The sequence below is a fragment of the Polaromonas sp. Polasp52 genome, assembly GCF_059491565.1.
Genome location: NZ_CP168513.1, coordinates 2,258,708 through 2,278,995 on the forward strand (window position 1 = coordinate 2,258,708; position 20,288 = coordinate 2,278,995).

General features: G+C 67.4%; 19 protein-coding genes. 12 read left to right on the top strand and 7 right to left on the bottom strand.

From position 1 onward, the window contains the following. Positions 1-29 precede the first annotated feature (29 nt). Entirely contained in the window at positions 30-1,022 is a 993-nt protein-coding gene (locus tag ACEN9P_RS10595) for a Bug family tripartite tricarboxylate transporter substrate binding protein (protein ID WP_495621911.1), read from the top strand. A gap of 33 nt (positions 1,023-1,055) precedes the next feature. Here the strand turns inward: ACEN9P_RS10595 and ACEN9P_RS10600 are convergent, their stop codons facing one another. After that, on the bottom strand, positions 1,056-1,244 hold the full coding sequence (locus ACEN9P_RS10600; protein WP_477662579.1) for a hypothetical protein: 189 nt from the start codon (positions 1,242-1,244) through the stop codon (positions 1,056-1,058). Between the two features lie 170 nt (positions 1,245-1,414). Here ACEN9P_RS10600 and ACEN9P_RS10605 point away from each other — a divergent pair, with 170 nt between their 5' ends. After that, complete coding sequence (locus ACEN9P_RS10605; protein ID WP_495621912.1) at positions 1,415-2,944, top strand: sensor histidine kinase; 1,530 nt, start codon at positions 1,415-1,417, stop codon at positions 2,942-2,944. Between the two features lie 24 nt (positions 2,945-2,968). On the opposite strand, the gene ACEN9P_RS10610 is transcribed toward ACEN9P_RS10605, so the two are convergent. Together ACEN9P_RS10610 and ACEN9P_RS10615 are read right to left on the bottom strand one after the other, a co-directional pair. After that, positions 2,969-3,391, bottom strand: coding sequence for a VOC family protein (locus ACEN9P_RS10610; RefSeq protein WP_477662581.1), 423 nt, complete (start codon positions 3,389-3,391; stop codon positions 2,969-2,971). Then, positions 3,391-3,804: a DUF1801 domain-containing protein gene (locus tag ACEN9P_RS10615; protein ID WP_477662582.1), complete on the bottom strand. Its 414-nt coding sequence runs from the start codon at positions 3,802-3,804 to the stop codon at positions 3,391-3,393. The genes ACEN9P_RS10610 and ACEN9P_RS10615 overlap by 1 nt, the downstream gene beginning before the upstream one ends. Before the next feature lie 92 nt (positions 3,805-3,896). Here ACEN9P_RS10615 and ACEN9P_RS10620 point away from each other — a divergent pair, with 92 nt between their 5' ends. Beyond that, a complete protein-coding gene (locus tag ACEN9P_RS10620) occupies positions 3,897-4,748 on the top strand; it encodes a metallophosphoesterase (RefSeq protein ID WP_477662583.1) in 852 nt (283 codons plus the stop codon). Between the two features lie 271 nt (positions 4,749-5,019). After that, positions 5,020-5,571, top strand: a complete 552-nt coding sequence (locus ACEN9P_RS10625) for a hypothetical protein (protein ID WP_495621913.1) — start codon at positions 5,020-5,022, stop codon at positions 5,569-5,571. A 219-nt stretch (positions 5,572-5,790) separates the two neighbouring features. Here the strand turns inward: ACEN9P_RS10625 and ACEN9P_RS10630 are convergent, their stop codons facing one another. Together ACEN9P_RS10630 and ACEN9P_RS10635 are read right to left on the bottom strand one after the other, a co-directional pair. After that, complete coding sequence (locus tag ACEN9P_RS10630; protein ID WP_495621914.1) at positions 5,791-9,855, bottom strand: PAS domain S-box protein; 4,065 nt, start codon at positions 9,853-9,855, stop codon at positions 5,791-5,793. Between the two features lie 213 nt (positions 9,856-10,068). After that, a complete protein-coding gene (locus ACEN9P_RS10635; protein ID WP_477662586.1) occupies positions 10,069-11,013 on the bottom strand; it encodes a LysR family transcriptional regulator ArgP in 945 nt (314 codons plus the stop codon). 169 nt (positions 11,014-11,182) lie between these two features. Here ACEN9P_RS10635 and ACEN9P_RS10640 point away from each other — a divergent pair, with 169 nt between their 5' ends. Then, a complete protein-coding gene (locus ACEN9P_RS10640; protein ID WP_495621915.1) occupies positions 11,183-12,532 on the top strand; it encodes a D-amino acid dehydrogenase in 1,350 nt (449 codons plus the stop codon). A gap of 9 nt (positions 12,533-12,541) precedes the next feature. Here ACEN9P_RS10640 and ACEN9P_RS10645 read toward each other — a convergent pair whose 3' ends face one another. Next, complete coding sequence (locus ACEN9P_RS10645; protein WP_495621916.1) at positions 12,542-13,492, bottom strand: helix-turn-helix transcriptional regulator; 951 nt, start codon at positions 13,490-13,492, stop codon at positions 12,542-12,544. Between the two features lie 111 nt (positions 13,493-13,603). Here ACEN9P_RS10645 and ACEN9P_RS10650 point away from each other — a divergent pair, with 111 nt between their 5' ends. Further along, a complete protein-coding gene (locus ACEN9P_RS10650; protein WP_495621917.1) occupies positions 13,604-14,125 on the top strand; it encodes a hypothetical protein in 522 nt (173 codons plus the stop codon). An 11-nt stretch (positions 14,126-14,136) separates the two neighbouring features. Further along, positions 14,137-14,772 carry a LysE family translocator gene (locus ACEN9P_RS10655; RefSeq protein ID WP_477662590.1) on the top strand — a complete coding sequence of 212 codons (636 nt, stop codon included), beginning with the start codon at positions 14,137-14,139 and terminating at the stop codon, positions 14,770-14,772. A gap of 6 nt (positions 14,773-14,778) precedes the next feature. Here the strand turns inward: ACEN9P_RS10655 and ACEN9P_RS10660 are convergent, their stop codons facing one another. Further along, a complete protein-coding gene (locus ACEN9P_RS10660; RefSeq protein ID WP_477662591.1) occupies positions 14,779-15,201 on the bottom strand; it encodes a VOC family protein in 423 nt (140 codons plus the stop codon). A gap of 86 nt (positions 15,202-15,287) precedes the next feature. On the opposite strand from ACEN9P_RS10660, the gene ACEN9P_RS10665 reads away from it, so the two are divergent. The 5 genes from ACEN9P_RS10665 to ACEN9P_RS10685 all read left to right on the top strand — a co-directional run bounded on the left by ACEN9P_RS10665 (position 15,288) and on the right by ACEN9P_RS10685 (position 20,265). Next, the gene (locus ACEN9P_RS10665; protein ID WP_477662592.1) at positions 15,288-15,854 is read left to right on the top strand and encodes an NAD(P)H-dependent oxidoreductase; all 567 of its coding nucleotides are present in this window, start codon (positions 15,288-15,290) and stop codon (positions 15,852-15,854) included. A gap of 94 nt (positions 15,855-15,948) precedes the next feature. Then, positions 15,949-16,242, top strand: coding sequence for a hypothetical protein (locus ACEN9P_RS10670; protein WP_495621918.1), 294 nt, complete (start codon positions 15,949-15,951; stop codon positions 16,240-16,242). Between the two features lie 200 nt (positions 16,243-16,442). Beyond that, the gene (locus tag ACEN9P_RS10675) at positions 16,443-17,402 is read left to right on the top strand and encodes a MurR/RpiR family transcriptional regulator (protein ID WP_495621919.1); all 960 of its coding nucleotides are present in this window, start codon (positions 16,443-16,445) and stop codon (positions 17,400-17,402) included. 50 nt (positions 17,403-17,452) lie between these two features. After that, the gene (locus ACEN9P_RS10680) at positions 17,453-18,409 is read left to right on the top strand and encodes an isoaspartyl peptidase/L-asparaginase family protein (protein ID WP_495622164.1); all 957 of its coding nucleotides are present in this window, start codon (positions 17,453-17,455) and stop codon (positions 18,407-18,409) included. After that, a complete protein-coding gene (locus ACEN9P_RS10685) occupies positions 18,406-20,265 on the top strand; it encodes a dipeptide ABC transporter ATP-binding protein (protein WP_477701141.1) in 1,860 nt (619 codons plus the stop codon). Before ACEN9P_RS10680 ends, ACEN9P_RS10685 begins: the two co-directional genes overlap by 4 nt. The last annotated feature ends 23 nt before the right edge of the window (positions 20,266-20,288 follow it).

Here is a 20,288-nt window from a genome sequence, read left to right on the forward strand (position 1 = left end):
TGGCACACCATCGTTTGCAGGAGCGCCCCATGTCCGCCTCACCCACTTTTCGACACGCTTTCCAGCGCCGCGGCGCACTGAAACTTCTCGCCGGCGGCGCGGCCTCCCTGGCCCTGCCGGCTTTTGCGGCCTGGCCCGACAAGCCCATCAAGATCGTCGTGACCTTTCCGGCCGGCGGCGCCAGCGACATCGTGGCTCGCCTGATGGCCGAGCAACTCGGCAAAAAGCTGGGCCAGGCGGTGGTGGTGGACAACCGCCCCGGGGCGGGCGGCAGTGTGGGCGGGCTGGTGGTGGCGCAGGCGCCGGCTGACGGCTATACCTTGATGCTCAGCAATTCGACGCCGGTGTCCATAGGGCCGTTCGCGCTGGAGAAGCAACCCTATGACCCGGTGGAAGGCTTTACCCATATCGCGCTGATCGGCAACGCACCCTGTGTGGTCATGGCCAACCCGCACGCGCCCATCAAGACCATCACGGATGTGGAATCGCAGGCACGCAAGGCGGGCCGGCTGGACTTCGGTTCGGGCGGGCCGGCGTCCATAGGCCACATCTACGGCGAGCTGATGAAAAAAGCCATGGGCGTGAACCTGCAGCACATTCCCTACCGCGGCGGCGCGCCCATGGCGACCGACCTGATCGCCGGCGTGATCCCGGTGGGCATTGATGTGCTGACGGCCTTTGTGCCCTACTTCAAAAGCGGGCAGCTGGTGCCGTTGGCGGTGACCTCGGCGGCGCGTTCACCGCTGGTGCCCGAGGTGCCCAGCGTGCTCGAGTTCGGCTACCGCAAGCTGGTGCTGGACAACTTCTTCGGCCTGAGCGGGCCGGCGCACATGCCGGCCGACATGGTGGCGCGGCTGAATGCCGCGTGCAACGAAATCCTCGCTACCGCGGAAGTCAAAAAGAAAATGCTGGAGTTGGGCATCACCACCCAGGCCATGAGCCCGGCCGCGTTTGGCGGCTTCGTCAAGGACCAGGTGGCGGTGCTGGCGCCTGCCGTGAAGGGCGCGGGGGTGAAACTCTGAAAAGCGGCGCGCCGTTTTCGGCGGCCGAAAGCGTCAGCGAACCACGCTGAGGTAGGCGTAGGCGGCCGTGCGCAGTTCCTGGGCTTGCTGCGGGTTGCGGCCGGCACGGGCTTCGGCGCGTTCCATCAGGTTGTGGGCCACGCCATGGACGGGGACCACGCCGGCGGCGGAAGGCAGGAAACGGGCGATTTGGGCAAACAGGCTGTACATGTCGAAAGTCACCCATGGGTGGGTGAAAAGTTACGGTGAATCAAGAATAAGGGTTTTCCCTAGGGTTTCAACCCTAAGACAGGCTCCAACTCATGCAAAACATGCATAGTTTGATCCGCCGGCCCACATAGCCGGGGTTTTACGGGAGGAATTCACGCCCGCGATACGGCTATGCTCCCAGCATGTCCGCCCCCTCCTCCGCATCGACGACGGCTGAGACGCCTGTTTCGCTGCCGGGCGAGGAGCTGCTTCGGCAGATCGCCGCCAACATCGACGCCATGCTCTGGTCCTGGGACCCGGCCGGCGGCCGCATCACTTACACCAACCCGGCTTTCGAGATGTTCTGGGGCCAGTCGGCCGACAAGCTGGCGGGCGACCCCTGGCAATGGCTGGAGCAGGTCGACCCGGCGGACCGCGACCGGGTGCGGCAGCTGCAGCTGGCCGCCGTCAAACGCAGCGAGGAATACCGCGTGCGCAGGCCGAACGGCGACCTCGCCCGGCTGAGCCAGCGCGCACTGCCCATCCACAGCCCCTCGGGGCAGCTGCTGCGCGTCATACACCTGGCCAACAACATCACCTGGCAGCTCGACACCTCCAAGCAGCTGCGCGTGGAAATCGGCCGGCGCACCGACTCCGAGGCCAAATACCGCGCGGTGGTGGAAAACGTCAGCGAGGGCATCCTGGTCACGGCGGGCGGGCGCATCCTCTATGCCAATCCCAAGGCGCTGAAGCTGACCGCGCTGGACGAGGCCACCGCCAAGTCGCGGCCCTTCATCGACTTCATCCACCCCGACGACCGCGAGCGGGTGCTGGGCAACCACCTGAGGCGCCTGCGCGGCGAGACGGTGGAGAACCACTACCAGTTCCGCGTGCAGCACAGCCAGAGCGTCACGCGCTGGCTGGAAATCAGCGCGGTGATGTTCGAGTGGGAAGGCACGCCGGCCACGCTGAACTTCCTGACCGACGTGACGCTCAAGCGCCAGGCCGAGGAAGACATGCTCAAGGCGCTGGCGCACGAGCGCGAGCTGTCGGAGCTCAAGTCGCGCTTCGTCGCCGTCACCTCGCACGAATTCCGCACGCCGCTGGCCGCCATCCTGTCGTCGGTGGAACTGCTAGACGCCTACGGCGCGAGCTTTCCGGCCGAGGAGCGGCGCGAGTTGCTGGGCCAGATCAAGACCGCCGTCGCGCGCATGAGCAACATGGTGGAGCAGGTGCTGCTGACCAGCCGCCTGGAGCTGGGCAAGTTCAGGTTTGATCCCGCGCCGCTGCTGGTGCCCGACTGGCTGGTGCAGGTGATGGCCGAGCTCGAGCGCGGCAACCCGCAGGCCGCGCGCGTGTCCCTCACCTGCGACGGGCTGGACGCCCCGCGCACGGCGGACCAGCAGCTGCTGCGCCACATTGTGGTCAACCTGCTGGGCAATGCGCTCAAGTATTCGGACCCGGACACGCCGGTGAGGTTTGCGGTGCGCGGCGTGGGCGAGCAGATCCACCTGCGCATCAGCGACCAGGGCATAGGCATTCCGGAGGCCGACCTGCCGCGCCTGTTCGGCAGCTTTCATCGCGGCACCAATGTCGGGAATATTTCCGGCACCGGCATAGGCCTGCACATCGTCAAGGAATGCGTGGACCTGCACCGCGGCGAAATCGAAGTCAGCAGCCGGCCGGGACAAGGCACCAGCTTCACGGTGCGGCTGGCGGCGCCGCCGGCCTGATGGGCCACGCCCGAGCTGGCGGGGCTAGCCGGCTATCTCGAACTGCGGGTTCCACGCCACCTCCCAGAGGTGGCCGTCCGGGTCCTGGAAGTAGCCCGCATAACCGCCGTAGAAGGTCGCGCCCGCCGGCTTGGTGATCACGGCGCCGGCTTTTTCAGCCTCGGCCATCACCGCGTCGACCTCTTGCCGCGAGGCCACGTTGTGCGCCAGTGAAAACGCCGGTGCCCCGCGCTGCGATACCGGCAAGCCCGTGTCGTGCGACAGGCTGGCGCGCGGCCACAGGGCCAGCTTGAGGCCCGGCTGCAGGTCGATGAAGACCACCGCGCCGTGCTCGAACTCTTGCCCGACTATGCCGGGCGTTGCCAGCCCCAGGCCGTCACGGTAAAAAGCCAGCGCGCGCTGGAGATCGTCGACGCCCAGGGTGATCAAGGTGATGCGGGGTTTCATCAGGATTTCCTTCGGTGGTAAGTCAGCGCCGCCGTGATGCAGAACACCAGCGCGTCACGCGGCAGCGCATCGGCGGCATCCAGCACGATGGCGCGATTGCCTTCATAGCGCAGTTCCACCGGAAACAGCGTGCGGAAGGTGTCGACCAGCGTGGTCTTGCAATTGAAGTAAAGCGCGTACTGCGAGGGGCTGGATTTGACCGGTCCCAGGCGCAGGGTGCTGCCGCTTTTGCTGGCCGAGGTCAGGTAGGCCGGCTCGCCCCACTTGAGCGTCTCTTCGATCTCGCCGACACCGGGCGTGGCGGCCGCGGTGTCCAGAACCAGGCGGCGCAATACCAGCAGCCTGCGCCGCAGCGGCGGGGGATAGGCCGCGAAGGCACGCGCGACGTCGGGGTTCTCGATGTCTTCTTTCACAAGCGGCTCCTCTTGCCTGTCTCCATCTGCTTGCAGCTTGTGAAATCTAGCATGGGCGCAAGGCCGCAGGCGTCTTCCCGCACAATCGGCGGGTGAACATCCAGCTCCTGTCCGACCTGCATCTCGAATCCAACCCGCATTTCACGGCCCAGCCCGTGCCCGGCGCCGACCTGCTGGTGCTGGCCGGCGATATCGGCTCCTACCAGCAGGGTTCGCTGCTGGCTGAACGGGACATCGCCGACTTCGGCCTGGCGCGGTTTTCGCCCTTGCCCGCGGCACAGGGCGGCGCGGGCTGGCCCACGCCGGTGTTCTTCCTGCCGGGCAACCACGAGTACGACGGCCTGGACTTTGACGCCACGCATGCGCGGCTGCGCGAAACCTGCGAGCGGCTGGGCATGGTGTGGCTGGAGCAGGAGGCCGTGGTGCTGCAGGGCGTGCGCTTTGTCGGCAGCACGCTGTGGACCGACTTCGACGCCCTGAGCGCGGGCCAGGCGCAGGACGCCGATATCACGCTGGGCGAGCAGCTGAAGGCGCGCGAAAAAGCCTTTCGCGCGGCCAATTTTTACCTGAGCAAAAACCATTCGTTCAGGAACGGCCAGCCCCTGCTGGCGGCCGATGTGCGCGAGCAGGGCCTGAAAAGCCAGGCCTGGCTGCGGCAGGCGCTGGCCCAGCCCTTTGACGGCCCCACGGTCGCCGTGACCCATTTCGCGCCCAGCCTGCTGAGCGCCGACCCGCGCTACGGCCTGGCGCCGGGCACGGCGGGTTTTTGCAACGCGCTCGATGAGCTGCTGCCGCTGGCCGACCTGTGGCTGCACGGCCACCTGCATTGCGCGATCGATTACACCAGCCGCGGCTGCCGCGTGGTGGCCAACCCGCTGGGTTATGCGCGCAAGGGCGAGCAGGAGGGATTTTTGCCCGAACTGCTGATCCCCATCGGCCAATAGCATTCTTATGGTTGCGTCATGGCTGCACGGCCGGCGCGCCGCTGCTGACTAAAGTCGTAGCGCCGCGGCTTGCGCGGCGGCGCCTCTTTTTCTTTGGAACTTCCCGCGCGCCGCGCGACCCAACCAGGGTCGGCAACGTGGGGCCAAGCGTGTCAAGCAGTGATAACACTTTGTTCCAATTGTTGATTTGCGCGCTGTTCGGCTTGCAGGTATCTTGCTTGAAGGGTTCATGCAGGACTTCCTGTACCGCACCCGAATCGGGGAGAGCACTATGAAAAGCAATGTGTCCTATCTTGGCGCCTGGCTTGCCGCCGCCGGCCTGGCATTTGCACTCGCGCTGGTGGCACCCAATGATTCCAGCGTGATGGGCCGCCTGCCCGCCTTCATGGCGCAAACCCTGCTGCGCCAGCCGGTCACCGTGCCCGAAGGCCTGCCGTCGGACCGCACGCTGGCACTGATCACTTTCAAGCGCGGCCAGCGAGCCGAAGTCGAGGGCTGGATCGAGGGCATGAACCTCAGGAACGACCCATCGATCACCTGGATGCGCATGCCGGTGCTCAACGACCCGGGCACGCTGACGGGCCGCAGCGCGGTGGAAGACCGGCTGCTGCAGCATTACACGGCCGATACTGAGCGGGCCAAGATGGTGCCGGTGTTCACCGACCGCGCCAGTTTTGTGCGCTCCGCCGGCCTCGGCAGCACCGACCAGGTCTACGCCGTGGTGGTCAACCGCCAGGGCGAGGTGCTGGCACGGGTCGAGGGCCAGTTTGATGCCGACAAGGCACAAACGCTCCGCGAAACTCTCCAGCAGAAAACCTTTTAGTCCACGCTTTCACTTCGTGTAATGCGCGGCACCACAGGCGCGATGCGAAGCGAGCCGTCCCATACCAGCAGGGGCCGCGGGACTGGCTTTGCCAGACCGCAGGCGCCGCCCCCTTGAGGGGGGAACGGGCTACACGCAGTGAGCCCGGACAGGGGTGTACTAATTTCACCGCCCCCTCGAGGGGGGAACAGCTACACGCAGTGAGCTTGGACGGGGGTGTTACGCACCTTCAGGCCCCAACGTGAAATAAAACGTGGCGCCCTTCCCTGTTTCGGACTTGGCCCACACCTTGCCGCCGTGCCGCGCGATGATGCGGTGCACCGTGGCCAGGCCGACGCCGGTGCCGGAAAATTCCGACGGTGTGTGCAGGCGCTGGAAGGCGCCGAACAGCTTCTCGGCATAGGCCATGTCAAAACCCGCTCCCTGGTCGCGCACAAAGTACACCGTTTCACCGGCCTCGCCGGTTTCGCGGCCGAAGCTGATCTCAGTGAAGGCCTGCCTGGCGCTGAACTTCCAGGCGTTGCCCAGCAGGTTGTCCAGCACCTGCTTGAGCAGCCTGGGGTCTCCCGGCCCCGTGACGCCGGGCTCGACATGCAGCCGGGCGTCGCGGCCGGGCTCGCGCTCGCGGTAGCCGGCCAGCAGGCCCTCGGCGAGCGCGCTCAGGTCGACGCGCTCCCAGCGCAGGCTGGAACGCGACACCTGCGCCAGCGCGAGCATGGCGTCGATCAGCTCGCCCATTTGTGAAACACCCGCGCGTATGCGCGCCAGGTAATGCCGGCTGCGTTCGGTCAAGGGGGTGTTTTCGGCCTTGGCCATGGTCCGCTCGAGCAGGTCGCTGAAGCCGTCCACCGCGCTCAGCGGGCTGCGCAGGTCATGCGACACCGAGTAGGAGAACGCCTCCAGCTCCTTGTTGGCGAATTCAAGCTGCTCGGTGCGCTGCTGCACCCGCTCCTCGAGGCTGGCATTGAGCCGCAGGATTTCCTCGCGCGCGCGCTTGCGTTCGCGGATATTGGTGTTGATGCCCAGCACCCCGTTGACCTTGCCCTGCTCGTCGCGCACCACCGTCCAGCGCGCCTCTATGCACACCGTCGAACCGTCGCGCGCGCGCTGCTCAAGCTCGCCGCTCCAGTCGCCGTCGTTGGCCAGGGTCTTGGCCATGCTGTCCAGAAGCACCTGCGGGTCGGGGTACATGAGCGTGTCCATGGTCTTGCCCAGCACCTCCTCGGCCGTCCAGCCGTAGAGGCGCTCGGCGCCCTTGTTCCAAAAGCGTATGGTCCGGTCGAGATTGCGGACCATGATGGCGTCCTGCGCCCGGTCCAGCAGCGAGGCCTGCTCGCGCACTTTGATGACGGCCTGCCGCTCGGCCTCCTGGCTGCGCTGGCGCTCCAGCTGGGCGCGCAAGCTGACGATGCCGAAGGCCAGGTTGTCGGCAAGCTCCTGCAGGAGCTTGATTTCATCAGCACTGAATATCTGCGCCTCGCCCGAATACAGGCACAGCACGCCAAAGCTGCGAGGCCCGTCGCGCAGCGGCAGGCAGATCGCGCTGAGGAAACCGCGCTCCAGCGCATGCGCATGCCAATAGAACTTGTTGTCGGCCCGGCTGATGTCGCCGGTCTGCTGGGCTTGCCCGCTGCGCACGGCCTGGCCCGCCGGGCCTTGGCCGATGGCGTCGTCGTCGCGCCAGCTCAGGCGTATCTCCGCGAGATAGCCGTTTTCCTCTCCGGCATGGGCCATGGGCAGGATGCTGCGCTCCGCGTCGTCCTGCGCATAACCCACCCAGGCCATGCGGTAACCACCCACGTCGACGGCCACGCGGCACACCTCGGCCAGCAGCCCCGCTTCCTCGTCCACGCGGTTGATGGCGACGCTGGAGCGGCTCAGCATCTGCAGAGCCCGGTTGGTGCTGGCCAGCGCCAGGTCGGCCAGTTTGCGGTCGGTGATGTCGCGCGCCGTGCCCACCACGCGCTCGAGCTCGCCCGAAGCGTTCATGACCGGGTAGGCGTGGTCGCGTATCCACAGGACCCTGCCGTCCGCTGGGCGGATGCGGTATTCGATATCCGAGGCCTGGCCGCTGCGGTTGCGCTTCCTGGCCTCTTTGAGCAGGTGGTTGTCCTCGGGCAGCGTGACCTCGGCGTACGAGAGCGGGTCGGCATAAAGGCTTTCGCGGCTGCGGCCCCAGACCCTTTCATAGCCGGGGCTGACATACAGCGGGCGGCCGGTGCTCGGCTCCACAATGTAGAAAACGTCCTGGATGTTTTCCGCCAGTTCGCGAAAACGCGCCTCGCTGCTGACCAGGGCCGCCTCGGCGCGCGCGCGCGCCAGCGCAATGCCGGCCAGCCGCGCCGCGATGTTGATCAGCTCGAGTTCCGCGGGCTGGGGCCTGCAGGGGTAAGCGCGGTAGATCGCGAAGGTCGCGAGCACCTCGCCGTCGTTGGACACCACCGGCATGGACCAGCAGGCCCGCAACCCGTGCTCGCGCATCAGCTCGCGGTAGTCCTGCATCAGCGGGTCGCTCTGCGTATCTTCCACCACCACCAGGTGGTTGCGGAAGGCGGCGGTGCCGCAGGCGCCCACGCCCTCGCCGACGGGCAGGCCCTCGATGGCCTGGTTGTAGCGCTCGGGCAGGCTGGGCGCGGCACCCAGGTGCAGCTTCCCGTCCTCGACCAGCAGGATGGAGCACAGGCTGTCCGGCGAGCTGTCTTCGATCAGGCGCACGACGGCTTCCAGCGATTTCGCCAGGGGCGCGCCGCCGGCGATCAGCGCCAGCACCTGCTCCTGCGCGTGGGCGAAGTTTTCCGCCGCCTTCTGGGCGGTGATGTCGTTGAACACGGTGACGCCGCCCTTCATCACGCCGGCGGCATCGCGCAGCGGCCGGGTGCTCAGGCGCAGCACGCGGTCTTCCGAGCCGGCCCGGCGAAAAACCACGTCCCAATTGTCGATGGTGATGCCGCGCGCGGCCTGCGACAAGGGCCGCTCCGACTCGGCATAGGCTGTCTTGCCGTCCAGCATCAACAGCTGGTGGCCGCGGCGCCAGTCTTCCAACCGCATGCCGGGATTCGGCGCCCCGCTGAACAGCGCGCGTGCCGTGGCGTTGAACAGCAGGAAGCGGCCCTCGGTGTCCACGGCGATCACGCCCTCGTTCATGCTGTTGAGGATGAGGTCCAGCAGGGTGCGCTCCTTGTCCACGCGATCCAGCATGGCGTCGAGCTCGCGCTGCCGCGCCTGCAACGATTCGGCCATGCGGTTGAAGGTGTGGCCGATCTCGCCGAGCTCACCCTGGTACAGCGGGCCCAGCCTGACGCGCGCGTCAAGGTTGCCCCGCGCCACCTCGTTGGCCTCTTTCAGGATCGCCTTGGCGGGGTTGACGATCAGCCGGTTGCCCAGCCACCATGCGCATGCCACGCCGAACAGCGCCACGGCGAGCAGCGCCAGCAGTTCAATCGCCAGCTCCTCGTGGCCGGACGCCGCGATCACCGCTTCCGGCGCGCTGATCACCACAAGCAAGCCTTCGCGCCCGCCGCCCGGCACGGGCGCCGCGGCATAGACCCGCTGCACGCCCTGCGCGTCAGGCGCCTGCTGCACACCTTGCCGGCGCTCCCGCACGGCCTGTTGCACGACGGGGTCCGGGTGCGGCCGGCCCAGCCAGGACGGTGCCGGCGGGGACATGGCCAGCACCGTGCCGTCCCGGTCCAGCACGGACAGGCGCGCGCCCGGTAGGGAGGACACGTCCGCCAGCGATTCCGCCAGGGCGGGCAGGCCCAGCACCGCGAAGGCCACGCCGCTGACCTTGCCGGCCTCGTTGCGCACCGGTACCGCGAAGCCTATGCCGGGACGCCCGCTGGCGCGGCCCACGGCATAGCGGCCCACCGCGAAGCGCTGGCCCGCCATGACCTGCTGGAAATAGGGCCTGTCAATGGTGCCCAGGTTTTTGGCCAGGCCCAGCGCGTCGCACAGCAGCTTGCCGTCGGTCGCGGCCAGGCCCATGTTGGTGAATTCGGGATGCTCGGCATGCAGGTTTTTCAGGTGCTGGTCGCACAGGCCGGGCACGGGGTTCTTGATGTGCGGGCCGCTGGCGATGCCGCTGAGCAGTTCGTGGACCAAGTCCACGGTGCGCTGCGTGCGCGACGAGAGCATCAGCACATCCGACAGCAGGTCGGACTGCGCCAGCCGCAGCGCGGCCCGGTGGCTTTGCTGCGCGGAGTAAACAAGCAAGCCGAAGACGGGGAGCAGCGCGAGCAGCACCAGCATTACCAGACGGGTACGCAGTCCCAGCCATCCCAGCATTCGGATTACCTTATGCCTTTCATGCCACGCCGCAGCCTGCCCCGCATGGCTTTTGCAGTGTGCGCACCCCCCGGGCTTTTGTAAATGGGAATAGTCCCCGAACTGAGGCCATAAGTGTCTATCCCCGGCCTTGTCCTACAGGGCTATACCCACCCTTGTGGCGGCAAATTGAATACCAAGGATTTGTTCCGGCCCCAACCGGCCGGCCCCGCCTCAGGGCACCAGCGACTGGGCCGCGGTCTGCTTGAGCGCGGCCGTCAGGGCGTCCAGCACCTCGGATTCCAGGTTCCAGCAATGCCAGTACAGCTGGACGGGCAGCGTGTAATGGGGCGCCACATTGACCAGCTGGCCCTGGTCTATCAGGCCCTGCGCCAGCAGGCGGGGCACCACGCTGACGCCCCAGCCCGCCAGCACGGCCCTGACCATGCCCTCCGACGAAGGCACAAACAGCTGGTTCAGGGTGACGCGCTTGAGCCCGAAGGCCTTGCCCACAAATTCGACCGGCAATTCGTCCTTGCGGTTGAAGGCGATAAAAGGCACTTCGCGGAAGTTGTATTGGGTCAGCGCCGCCGCGGCCGGCCTGTCGCCGGCGGCGTCGCGCTGGCCGAGCCGGCCCTGCGCGAAGGCCGGCGCGGCCACCGCGATGTACTGCATCGCGCCCAGCGGCTCCACCTTGCAGCCGCGCAGCGCCTGCTTGAGCGTGGTCACGCAGCCCAGCACCTGGCCTTCGCGCAGCCATTCGTGGGTGAAATTCTGGTCGTCGTGGATGATCTCCATGGGCAGGCCCTGCTGCACCAGCTCGGTCAGCGCCGGCAAGGCCCAGGTGGCGATGCTGTCGGCGTTGATGGCGATGGAGATGCGCTCTTCCTCGCGTGCGCCGCCCAGCGAGCTGGGCGCCAGCTCCTTGAGGTCGCGCTCCAGGTCGGCGCGCAGCAGGCGCAGCATTTTGGTGTGTTTAAGCAACAGCTGGCCGGCCGAGGTGGGTTTGAGCGGCCGGCTGCGCACGATCAGCACGGTGCCGACCTGGGCCTCCAGGGCCCGCAGGCGCTGCGACACCGCCGACTGGGTGATGGACAAGCGCTGGGCCGCGCGCTCAAAACCGCCCTCTTCCACGATTGCCGCCAGGCATTCGAGTGCATCAGGATCAAAAGTACTCATCCCGCATCCCCTCTTCCGTTTTCTATTTGCTCTACCAGTTGTGCTAGTTGTGCCAGCTACCGGCGCTATTTAGCTTTATTAGCTGTTCTGATGTTTTCACTGAGAGTTTAATTTTTCTATTAATTGAAAGCAACATCCTTCACACTGGAATGTTGCAAAGGGGTTAGCGATGAAAGTTGTAGTTTTAGGGGCCGGCATCATCGGCGTGAGCACGGCCTGGCATCTGCTGGAGCGCGGCCATGAGGTCACGGTGGTGGACCGCCAGCCCGACGCGGCGCTGGAGACCAGCTTTGGCAACGCGGCGCAGATTTCCGTCAGCTATTGCGAGCCCTGGGCCAACAAGGACGCGCCGCTGAAGGCCTTGAAATGGATGTTCAGGGACGACGCCCCGCTGCTGTTCCGCCCGCAGCTGCCTTTCGGCGAAGGCTGGCAGCAATGGCGCTGGGGCCTGCAGTTCCTGGCGCAGTGCAACGACACCGCCTTCGAGCGCAACGTGCAGCAGCTGGTGGCGCTGGGCGCCTACAGCCATGCGGCGCTCAAGGAGGTGGTGGCCGCCACCGGCATCGAATACAACCGGCTCGAGCGCGGCATCGCGCACTACTACACCGACCAGAAAGCTTTTGACACGGCCGGCGAGGCCGCGGCCCTGATGCGCAAATACGGCGTGGCGCGCCGCGTGGTGGGCACGGCCGAGCTGCTGGCCATAGAGCCGGCCTTCAAGTCCTTCGCGCACCGCATCGTGGGCGGCACTTACACCGCCAGCGACGAAAGCGGCGACGCCCGCGTTTTCACCCAGGCGCTGGCGCAGCGCTGCGCCGCCCGCGGCGCGCGTTTCCTCTACGGCCACGACATAGCGCGGCTGGAAAAAACCGGTGGCGCCATCGAGTCCGTCGCCGTGCGGCCGCGCACGATTCGCGGCGAGAACCAGGAGCTGGTTCGCCTCAAGGCCGACGAAATCGTCGTGGCCTGCGGCTCCCACACGGCGCCGCTGCTGCGCACCGTGGGCGTCGACCTGCCCATCTACCCCGGCAAGGGCTATAGCGCCACCTTCAAGCTGCTCAAACCGGAGCTGGCGCCTTTTGTCAGCACCATCGACGACGAAGTCAAATGCGCGATGAGCCGGCTCGGCGACCAGCTGCGCGTGGCCGGCACCATCGAGGTCGGCGGCTACGACCTTTCGCTGGACACGCCGCTGGCCAAGGCCCGCTGCAAGATGCTGGCCGACCGCATCGAGGAAGTGTTGCCGGGCGTGTGCGATACCCGCCTGGAGGAGCAAGGCGGCACGCCGAACTTCTGGACTGGGCTGCGCCCCGCGACACCCACCAACATCCCCTACATCGGCAAGACCAAGGTCGGCCGCCTCTGGGTCAACGCCGGCCACGGCACGCTGGGCTGGACGCACGGCGCGGGCTCGGGCAAGGCCATCGCCGAGCTGATCAGCGGTGAAGTGCCAGCCATGGATTTCGGCTTTTACGGGCAGGGCCGCGCAGGCGGCCGGCTGCAGGCCAAAGCCGCCTGATCACCTAACCTAGGCGGCGTGCTGCTCCAGGGTGCGCCGGGCATGCTCGCGCAGCGCGACGCGCAAGGCCGCGGGCTCCTGGACGTCGAAGGAAAAAGACAAACGCATCAGCTGCCGCGCGAACCAGCCCAGGTGGTCGGTCTGGCTGTGCAGCAGCACGCCCTCCTCGCTGGGCTGGAACACGCCCACGCTGTCGGGCAGTTCCATCTGCGCGGTCTGCAGGTCGGTGTGCAAAAGCAGCCGCACGGTATTGCTGCGCGGCATGGTCGCCAGGCCCAGCGCCAGGTGCTGCACGGCGTCGAAGTCGGCCGGCGGCGTGAACACCACGTTGAGGGCGCGCACCTCGCGCACCCGGTCCAGCCGGAATGAGCGCAGCGCGCCGCGCAGGTGGCACCAGCCCGCCGCATACCAGCGGCCCTTGCGAAACACCAGGCCGTAGGCGTCGAACTCGCGCTCGGTCACCTCGCCTTCGGCCGACTGGTAGGCCATGTGCACACGCTGCCAGCCGTGCGCCGCGGCGCTCAGGGCCAGCAAGGCGGTGTTGTCGCCGGGCGCGTCGGCGCGGCGCAGGTCCAGCCTCACCGTTTCGCCGAGCCCGCGAACGCGGTTTTTCAGGTTGTGCGGCATCACGCGCTCGAGCTTGGCCTGCGCGCTTTGCGCGGCCGGTGCGGCTTCGGCCAACCCCAGGCTGCGCGCGGCCAGCAGGCCCAGGGACAGCGCCAGGGCCTCGTCGTCGGTGAACATCATGGGCGGCAGCTTGAAGCCGGCGATCAGGCTGTAGCAGCCGTAGCGGCCGCGTTCGGCCACCACCGGGATGCCCAGGTCCTCCAGCTTGGCGATGTAGCGGCGCAGGGTGCGGCCGTCCACCTCCAGCCGCCGCGCCAGTTCGGCGCCGCTCATGCGCCCATGGGACTGCAGCAGTTCCAGTACGGTCAAGACACGGGTGGTCGGGGAATACATGCTGAAAAGTTTAGCCCTTAATCAGGGCCGAAATAGCCCTATTACATCCATAGACTGGGTTTTTCCACAGGTATCACCAACGTATCGGGGCGCCACAAGCGCTTTTAAACCATGACCACCTCCACCCTGCCAAAACCCCTGGAGCCGTCCCAGCTGAACGATGGGCGGCACGACTTCAACTTCATCGCGGGGCGCTGGCTGGTCAGCAACAAGCGGCTCAAAAAGCGCCTGGCGGGCTGCACCGACTGGGAACGTTTCGAGGCCGTGCAGGACGGCGCGCTGCTGCTCGGCGGCCTGGGCAATATGAACGACCTGGTCGTGGACGGCAAGCAAACCCTGGGCATGTCGCTGCGCTTTTTCAGCCCGCAGACCCGGCTCTGGAGTATTTACTGGGTCAGCCACAGCGATGGCCTGATGCAGCCGCCGGTGATGGGCGCGTTTGTGGACGGCACGGGCCGCTTTGAGGGGCACGACAGCCATGAAGGCCGGCCGGTGCGGGTGCGTTTTACCTGGTCGGGCATCACGCCCACCCGCGCCCGCTGGGAGCAGGCTTTCTCCGAAGACGGCGGCCGCCACTGGGAAACCAACTGGGTGATGGACCTGGCCCGGCCCGCCTATTCCGCATTGCGCTAGGAGGGCCGGCCATGGAGCAATTCACCCACCTCTGGCTGTTTTTCCTGATGGTGCTGGGCATCATCATCCTGCCCGGTATGGACATGGCCTTTGTGATGGCCAGCTCGCTGACCGGCGGGCGACGCGCCGGCCTGTTCGCGGTCGGCGGCATCGTGGCCGGCGGCGCCTGCCACGTGGCGGCCGGCGCGCTGGGGCTGGGCATTGTGCTCAAGCTGGTGCCCGGTATGGTCCATGTGATGCTTGTCGCGGGCAGCCTCTACATCGCGTGGATAGGCTGGTCGCTCACGCGCAGCCACTCGGTGTTCGGCGGCCTGCCGGCGCTGCAGGAAAGCCCGCCGTGGCGCACCTTCCGCCAGGCCGCGCTGACCTGCCTGCTGAATCCCAAGGCCTATTTGTTCATGCTGGCGATTTTTCCGCAGTTCCTGCGGCTGGAATACGGCTCGCTGTGGATACAGGCCGTGGCGCTGGGCCTGATCATCGCGCTGACCCAGACCGGCGTGTATGGCTCGCTGGCGCTGGCCGCCGCCGGCGCGCGCCAGTGGCTGGCCGACCGGCCGGGCGCCAGCGTGGTGATGGCGCGCACCGTGGGCGTCGTGCTGATTGTGTGCGCAGGCTTCACGGCCTGGCAGGGCTGGCGGCAGTTCTAGGATTATTCAGGGCTTGCCGCCCTCGGGCCAGGGCGGGCCCTTGAGTTCCACGGTGTTGCCTTCGGGGTCGTTGAGGTAGATCGAAGGTCCCTCGCCCTCGGCGCCATAGCGCGATTCCACCTCGCCCGCCTCAACGCCATGGGCCGCCAGGTGGCGGCGAATCACGTCGGCATCAAAGGGCTCGACGCGAAAGCAGACATGGTCGACATTGCGGCCTTCCTTGCCCGGCGCCGCGCCGCCGGCCTTGCCCAGCGGGCCGTCCACCGGCACCAGGTCCACCAATGAGCGGCCGGCGCGCAGCTGCACCAGGCCGATGGCGTCCTGCCGGCGCTCCAGGCTGCAGCCCAGCACCTGCTGGTAAAAGCGCAGCATGCCCATGAGGTCGCTGACCCGCAGGACGATGTGGTCGATGTCTCGAATACGGATCATGGCAAAGGCGGCTCCTGTGAATCGGTGCTCATTCTGGCACGCGGGCCCCAACCCCGCAGCTGCAAGGGCTCGCGGCTGCCGCTACCATGGCCGCCATGAATGCTCCCTCCCAATTCCTCTTCCTGGCCACCTCCACGCGTGAACCCGGCGCGCTGGGCAACACCGAGTGGCTGGCCCGGCAGGCCGCCGCGGCGCTACCGGCCGGCACGCCCCAGGCCTGGCACCATTTGTCGCGCCTGCGCATGCCGCTGTTTGTCGACCAGCGCCACACCACGGGCCAGTACCCCATGCCCGAGGGCGACATGAAAACCTTGCTGGACGCGACCATGGCCGCCACCGACATCGTCTTCGTGGCCCCGGTCTACTGGTACAGCATCCCGGCCCCGCTGAAGATCTACCTGGACCACTGGAGCGCCTGGATGCGCGTGCCCGGCCTGCCCTTCAAGGAAGAGATGGCGAAAAAGACGCTGCGGCTGGTCACCACCAGCGGCGACCGCGCCAAGGCCCAGCCCATGATCGACTCCATTCGCCTGTGCGCGCAGTTCATGGCCATGAACTACGGCGGTGAACTCTGGGGCAAGGGCGGGCCGCCCGATGCCGTCAAGGCCGACACGGCGGCGCTGGCGCAGGCCGCCAGCTTTCTGGCGGCCTGAAGGCTGGTCGAAGCCGCTTCAAGTGGCCTTCTCCTACAGGGCCTGATTTTCCGGGCTGACAGAGCCGGTGCGGCGGGACACGCAGAGTTGTTCCATGACCCCTGAAAACATGCCCCTGAACAGCCGTATGCAACCCGCCTCCAGCAAAGGCATGCCGGCCAAAGACCCGCGTGCACAAGGTTCGCGTCCCGGCCAGCAGGGCACCCCGAAGGACGGCACCGTCGAGTCCAGCCTGGAACTGCCGCACGAGCGCGACCAGGCGGTGGACATGACGAATGCCAAGCCCGACCCGGTCGTCGAGCAGGCGGGGCGCGACCTGAAGCGCGGCGTGAAAGACACCAGCAAAAGCGTGGAGATGGACCGCGCCTACAAAAAGCTCGGGTCCTAGCGCCTCCCTGCATTTGCGGATGGCGCGCATGCGCCTCCAGCCCTGCAGCCCTGCTGATCGACAACCGCACCATTTGCGCTGTTCCCGGCCGCGCCGCCCTGCAAGGTATTGCCGGTTTCAATTTGATTGGAAATGATCAAATATTTCGTTATGATGAATTAGTTTGTAAATTTATATACATTTAATTCAGCTCAGCCCTGATGGCAACATTTCCCGGCAACCCTTCGATGGCACAGCGTATTGGGCGTTTGCTGCCGACGCTGACGCGCTCCCACCGGCAGATGGCGGACTATGTGCTGGCCCATCCCTTGCAAGCAGCAACCATGCCCATCGACGAGCTGGCCGCCACGCTGGGGGTTTCCGTGGCCACCGCCAACCGCTTCGCCCGGGCGCTGGAATTTGACGGCTACCCGCAGTTCCGCGCCGCGCTGGTGCTGGGCTTCGAAGCCACACTGGCCCCGGTCGAAAAGCTGCGCAACAAGCTGGAGCACTCGGCCACGGTGGCCGACGTGTTTGCCTCCGCGCTGGCGCAAAGCCAGCGCAACATCGAGCTGACGCGGCAAGCGCTGGATGCCCAGAGCTGCGAACAGGCGGTGGCGGCCATCCTGAAGGCACGGCGCATCTACATTGCCGGCTTCGGCAGCAGCAGCTGGCTGGGCGGTTTGCTGCAGCGATCGCTGGACCCTTACTGCGACAACGTCCAGCTGCTGGCCAGCGTGGAAAGCTCCTCTTACGGCGCGCGCCTGCTGGCGCGCCTGAAGCCCGAGGACCTGCTGATCGCCATCGCCTACCCGCGCTATTTCAGCGACACGATCTTGCTGGCGCGCCGCGCGCACGACGCCGGTGTGCCGGTGCTGGCGCTGACCGACCGCGTGACATCGCCGCTGGCGCCGCTGGCCAGCGTCGCGCTCTACGCCCACACCGAGAGCCAGTATTTCGCCAATTCCGAGGCCACCGTACTGGCGCTGATCGAGGCCTTGTGCAGCGCGGTCGCCCACAGCGCCAAAGACTCGCTCAAGGCGGCGACACAGCTGGCCGAGTCGGTGCTGCCCTGGCTGCACGGCAACCATGCCAGCCGGCTGCGCGCCGATGCCGACGCCGCGGCGCCCGCCCCTCGCAAAGCCCGCACTCCACCCAAATCGCCAAAGGTTTCCAAGTGACACGGCCCCAGCCCATTCCCCTTATCGCCATCCACGGCGGCGCCGGCACCATGAGCCGCAGCCACATCAGCGCGGAACAAAACGCGGCCTACCACGCCGCCCTGCAGGCCATCCTGCGGCCCGCGCAGCAGCTGCTGGCCGGCGGCGGCAGCGCACTGGATGCGGTCAGCCTGGCGGTGGAGCTGCTCGAGGACTGCCCGCTCTTCAATGCCGGGCATGGTGCCGTCTTCACCCACGACGAAACCCATGAACTCGACGCGGCCGTGATGGACGGCGCCACCTTGCGCGCCGGCGCGGTGGCCTGCGTGAACCGCGTGCGCCGCCCGGTGCGCGCGGCGCGCGCCGTGATGGAGCACAGCGCGCATGTGCTGCTGGTGGGGGCCGGTGCCGAGGCCTTCGCCGAGGAGTGCGGGCTGGAAATGGTCTCGCCCGATTATTTTTCGACCGAGGCCCGCCGCGAGCAGTTGCGGCGCGCCCTCGCGACCGACGCGGCCGTGCTGGACCACGACGGCGCGGCCCTGGCGTTCCGCTCAGGCACGGCCGCCGCCGCGCCCCTGGACGAAGGCCGCAAGCTCGGCACCGTGGGCGCCGTGGCCCTGGACGCGCAGGGCAACCTGGCCGCCGCCACCTCCACCGGCGGCATGACCAACAAGCGCGCCGGCCGGGTGGGCGACTCGCCCCTGATAGGCGCCGGCACCTATGCCGACAACCGCACGGCGGCGATCTCCTGCACCGGCACGGGTGAAATGTTCATACGCACCGCGGCAGCCTACGACATCTGCGCGCGCATGGCCTATGCCGGCATGCCGCTGGACGCGGCCGCCCGGGAAGTGGTCATGAAGGTGCTGCCCGCCATAGGCGGGCGGGGCGGCCTGATCGCCGTCGATGCGCAGGGCCACCTGAGCCTTCCCTTCAACACCGAAGGCATGTACCGCGGCTGGGCCCGCGTGGGCGAAGCGCCGGTGAGCGCCATTTACGCCGACGCCGTCGAAGGATTCTCCGCATGAGCGCCCTGCCCGGCCGCCAGCGCGTGATCGAGGTCAAGGACCTCAGCGTGAGTTTCGCCAGCGAGCAGCGCACCGTGCACGCGGTGCGCAATCTCGGCTTTCACGTGGACGCCGGGGAGACGCTGGCCATCGTGGGCGAATCGGGCTCCGGCAAATCGGTGTCCTCGCTGGCCCTGATGCGCCTGGTGGAGCAAGGCGGTGGCCGCCTGGGCAGCGGCAGCATGTGGCTGACGCGCCGCAACGGCGAGCGCCTGGACCTGGCGCGCGCTTCGCAGTCGCAGATGCGCAGCCTGCGCGGGGCCGACCTCGCCATGGTGTTCCAGGAGCCCATGACCTCGCTCAACCCGGTGTTCACGGTGGGCGAGCAGATCGCCGAATCGATACGCCTGCACCAGGGACTTTCGCGCCAGGCGGCGCTGGCCGAAGCGCTGCGCATGCTGGACCTGGTCCGCATCCCGGAAGCCAAAAACGTGCTGGGCCGCCATCCGCACCAGCTCTCGGGCGGCATGCGCCAGCGCGTGGTGATCGCCATGGCGCTGGCCTGCAAACCCACGCTGCTGATCGCCGACGAGCCGACCACGGCACTCGATGTGACCATCCAGGCGCAGATTCTCGCGCTGATCCAGCAACTGCAGCGCGAGCTCGCCATGGCGGTGATCTTCATCACCCACGACATGGGCGTGGTGGCCGAAATCGCCGACCGTGTGCTCGTGATGTACCGCGGCGACAAGGTGGAAGAAGGCGACTGCGCCACCCTGTTTGCCAGGCCGCAGCAGCCCTACACCCAGGCCTTGCTGGCGGCCGTGCCCAGGCTGGGCGCCATGCAGGGGCAGGATTTGCCGGCGCGCTTCGCGGTGCCGGGTGCGCCGCTGCAAGATAACGGCCAGGCCCTCAGCGCCGCCAGCACCGTGCGCAACGACCTGCCGCCTGTGCTCAAGGTGCAGGACCTGGTCACGCGCTTTCCATTGGCTGGCGGCCTGCTCGGGCGCGTGCGCCGGCAGGTGTATGCGGTGGAGCAGCTCAGCTTCGAACTCAAGGCCGGCGAAACCCTGTCGCTGGTGGGTGAATCCGGTTGCGGAAAATCCACCACGGGCCGCTCGCTGGCGCGGCTGCTTGAATTCAACAGCGGGCAGGTCGAGGTCGCGGGGCGCGACATCTCGGCGCTCAAGGGCCGGGCCCTGCAGGCGCTGCGCCGCGATATCCAGTTCGTCTTCCAGGACCCTTTCGCCTCGCTCGATCCGCGGCTGACCATAGGTTATTCGGTCATGGAGCCCATGCTGATCCACAAGCTCGCCTCGCCCAAGGAGGCCGAGGAGCGCGTGCGCTGGCTGCTGGGCAAGGTGGGCCTGCCGGCCGAGGCGGCCCATCGCTACCCGCACGAGTTCTCCGGCGGGCAGCGCCAGCGCGTGGCGATCGCGCGGGCACTGGCGCTCAACCCCAAGGTGGTGATCGCCGACGAGGCGGTGTCGGCGCTGGACGTGTCCATCCGCGCGCAGATCATCAACCTGATGCTGGACCTGCAGCAGGAATTCGGCGTCGCCTTCCTGTTCATCTCGCACGACATGGCGGTGGTCGAGCGCATCAGCCACCGCGTGGCCGTGATGTACCTGGGCCAGATCGTGGAGATCGGCCCGCGCCGCGCCGTGTTCGAGAACCCGCAGCACGCCTACACCCGGCGCCTGCTGGCGGCCGTGCCGGTCGCCGACCCGGCGCGCCGCAGCGCCGTGCGCGAGCTCATGGCCGACGAAATTCCCAGCCCCATACGCGCAGTGGGCGACGCGCCGCAAGTCGCGCCGCTGCACCAGGTGGCGCCGGGGCATTTTGTCGCGCGGCATTCGGTGGGAGGCCCTTATTGACTTCCACCCTTGCCCCCACCCAC

Excerpts from the sequence above, each read along its gene's own strand:
- ACEN9P_RS10650 (WP_495621917.1), top strand. The coding sequence starts at position 13,604 with ATGACCACCTCCACCCTGCCAAAACCCCTGGAGCCGTCCCAGCTGAAC.
- ACEN9P_RS10670 (WP_495621918.1), top strand. The coding sequence starts at position 15,949 with ATGACCCCTGAAAACATGCCCCTGAACAGCCGTATGCAACCCGCCTCC.
- ACEN9P_RS10655 (WP_477662590.1), top strand. The coding sequence starts at position 14,137 with ATGGAGCAATTCACCCACCTCTGGCTGTTTTTCCTGATGGTGCTGGGC.
- ACEN9P_RS10595 (WP_495621911.1), top strand. The coding sequence starts at position 30 with ATGTCCGCCTCACCCACTTTTCGACACGCTTTCCAGCGCCGCGGCGCA.
- ACEN9P_RS10685 (WP_477701141.1), top strand. The coding sequence starts at position 18,406 with ATGAGCGCCCTGCCCGGCCGCCAGCGCGTGATCGAGGTCAAGGACCTC.
- ACEN9P_RS10680 (WP_495622164.1), top strand. The coding sequence starts at position 17,453 with ATGAGCCGCAGCCACATCAGCGCGGAACAAAACGCGGCCTACCACGCC.
- ACEN9P_RS10645 (WP_495621916.1), bottom strand. The coding sequence starts at position 13,492 with ATGTATTCCCCGACCACCCGTGTCTTGACCGTACTGGAACTGCTGCAG.
- ACEN9P_RS10625 (WP_495621913.1), top strand. The coding sequence starts at position 5,020 with ATGAAAAGCAATGTGTCCTATCTTGGCGCCTGGCTTGCCGCCGCCGGC.
- ACEN9P_RS10610 (WP_477662581.1), bottom strand. The coding sequence starts at position 3,391 with ATGAAACCCCGCATCACCTTGATCACCCTGGGCGTCGACGATCTCCAG.
- ACEN9P_RS10630 (WP_495621914.1), bottom strand. The coding sequence starts at position 9,855 with ATGCTGGGATGGCTGGGACTGCGTACCCGTCTGGTAATGCTGGTGCTG.
- ACEN9P_RS10675 (WP_495621919.1), top strand. The coding sequence starts at position 16,443 with ATGGCAACATTTCCCGGCAACCCTTCGATGGCACAGCGTATTGGGCGT.
- ACEN9P_RS10665 (WP_477662592.1), top strand. The coding sequence starts at position 15,288 with ATGGCCGCCATGAATGCTCCCTCCCAATTCCTCTTCCTGGCCACCTCC.
- ACEN9P_RS10605 (WP_495621912.1), top strand. The coding sequence starts at position 1,415 with ATGTCCGCCCCCTCCTCCGCATCGACGACGGCTGAGACGCCTGTTTCG.
- ACEN9P_RS10635 (WP_477662586.1), bottom strand. The coding sequence starts at position 11,013 with ATGAGTACTTTTGATCCTGATGCACTCGAATGCCTGGCGGCAATCGTG.
- ACEN9P_RS10660 (WP_477662591.1), bottom strand. The coding sequence starts at position 15,201 with ATGATCCGTATTCGAGACATCGACCACATCGTCCTGCGGGTCAGCGAC.
- ACEN9P_RS10640 (WP_495621915.1), top strand. The coding sequence starts at position 11,183 with ATGAAAGTTGTAGTTTTAGGGGCCGGCATCATCGGCGTGAGCACGGCC.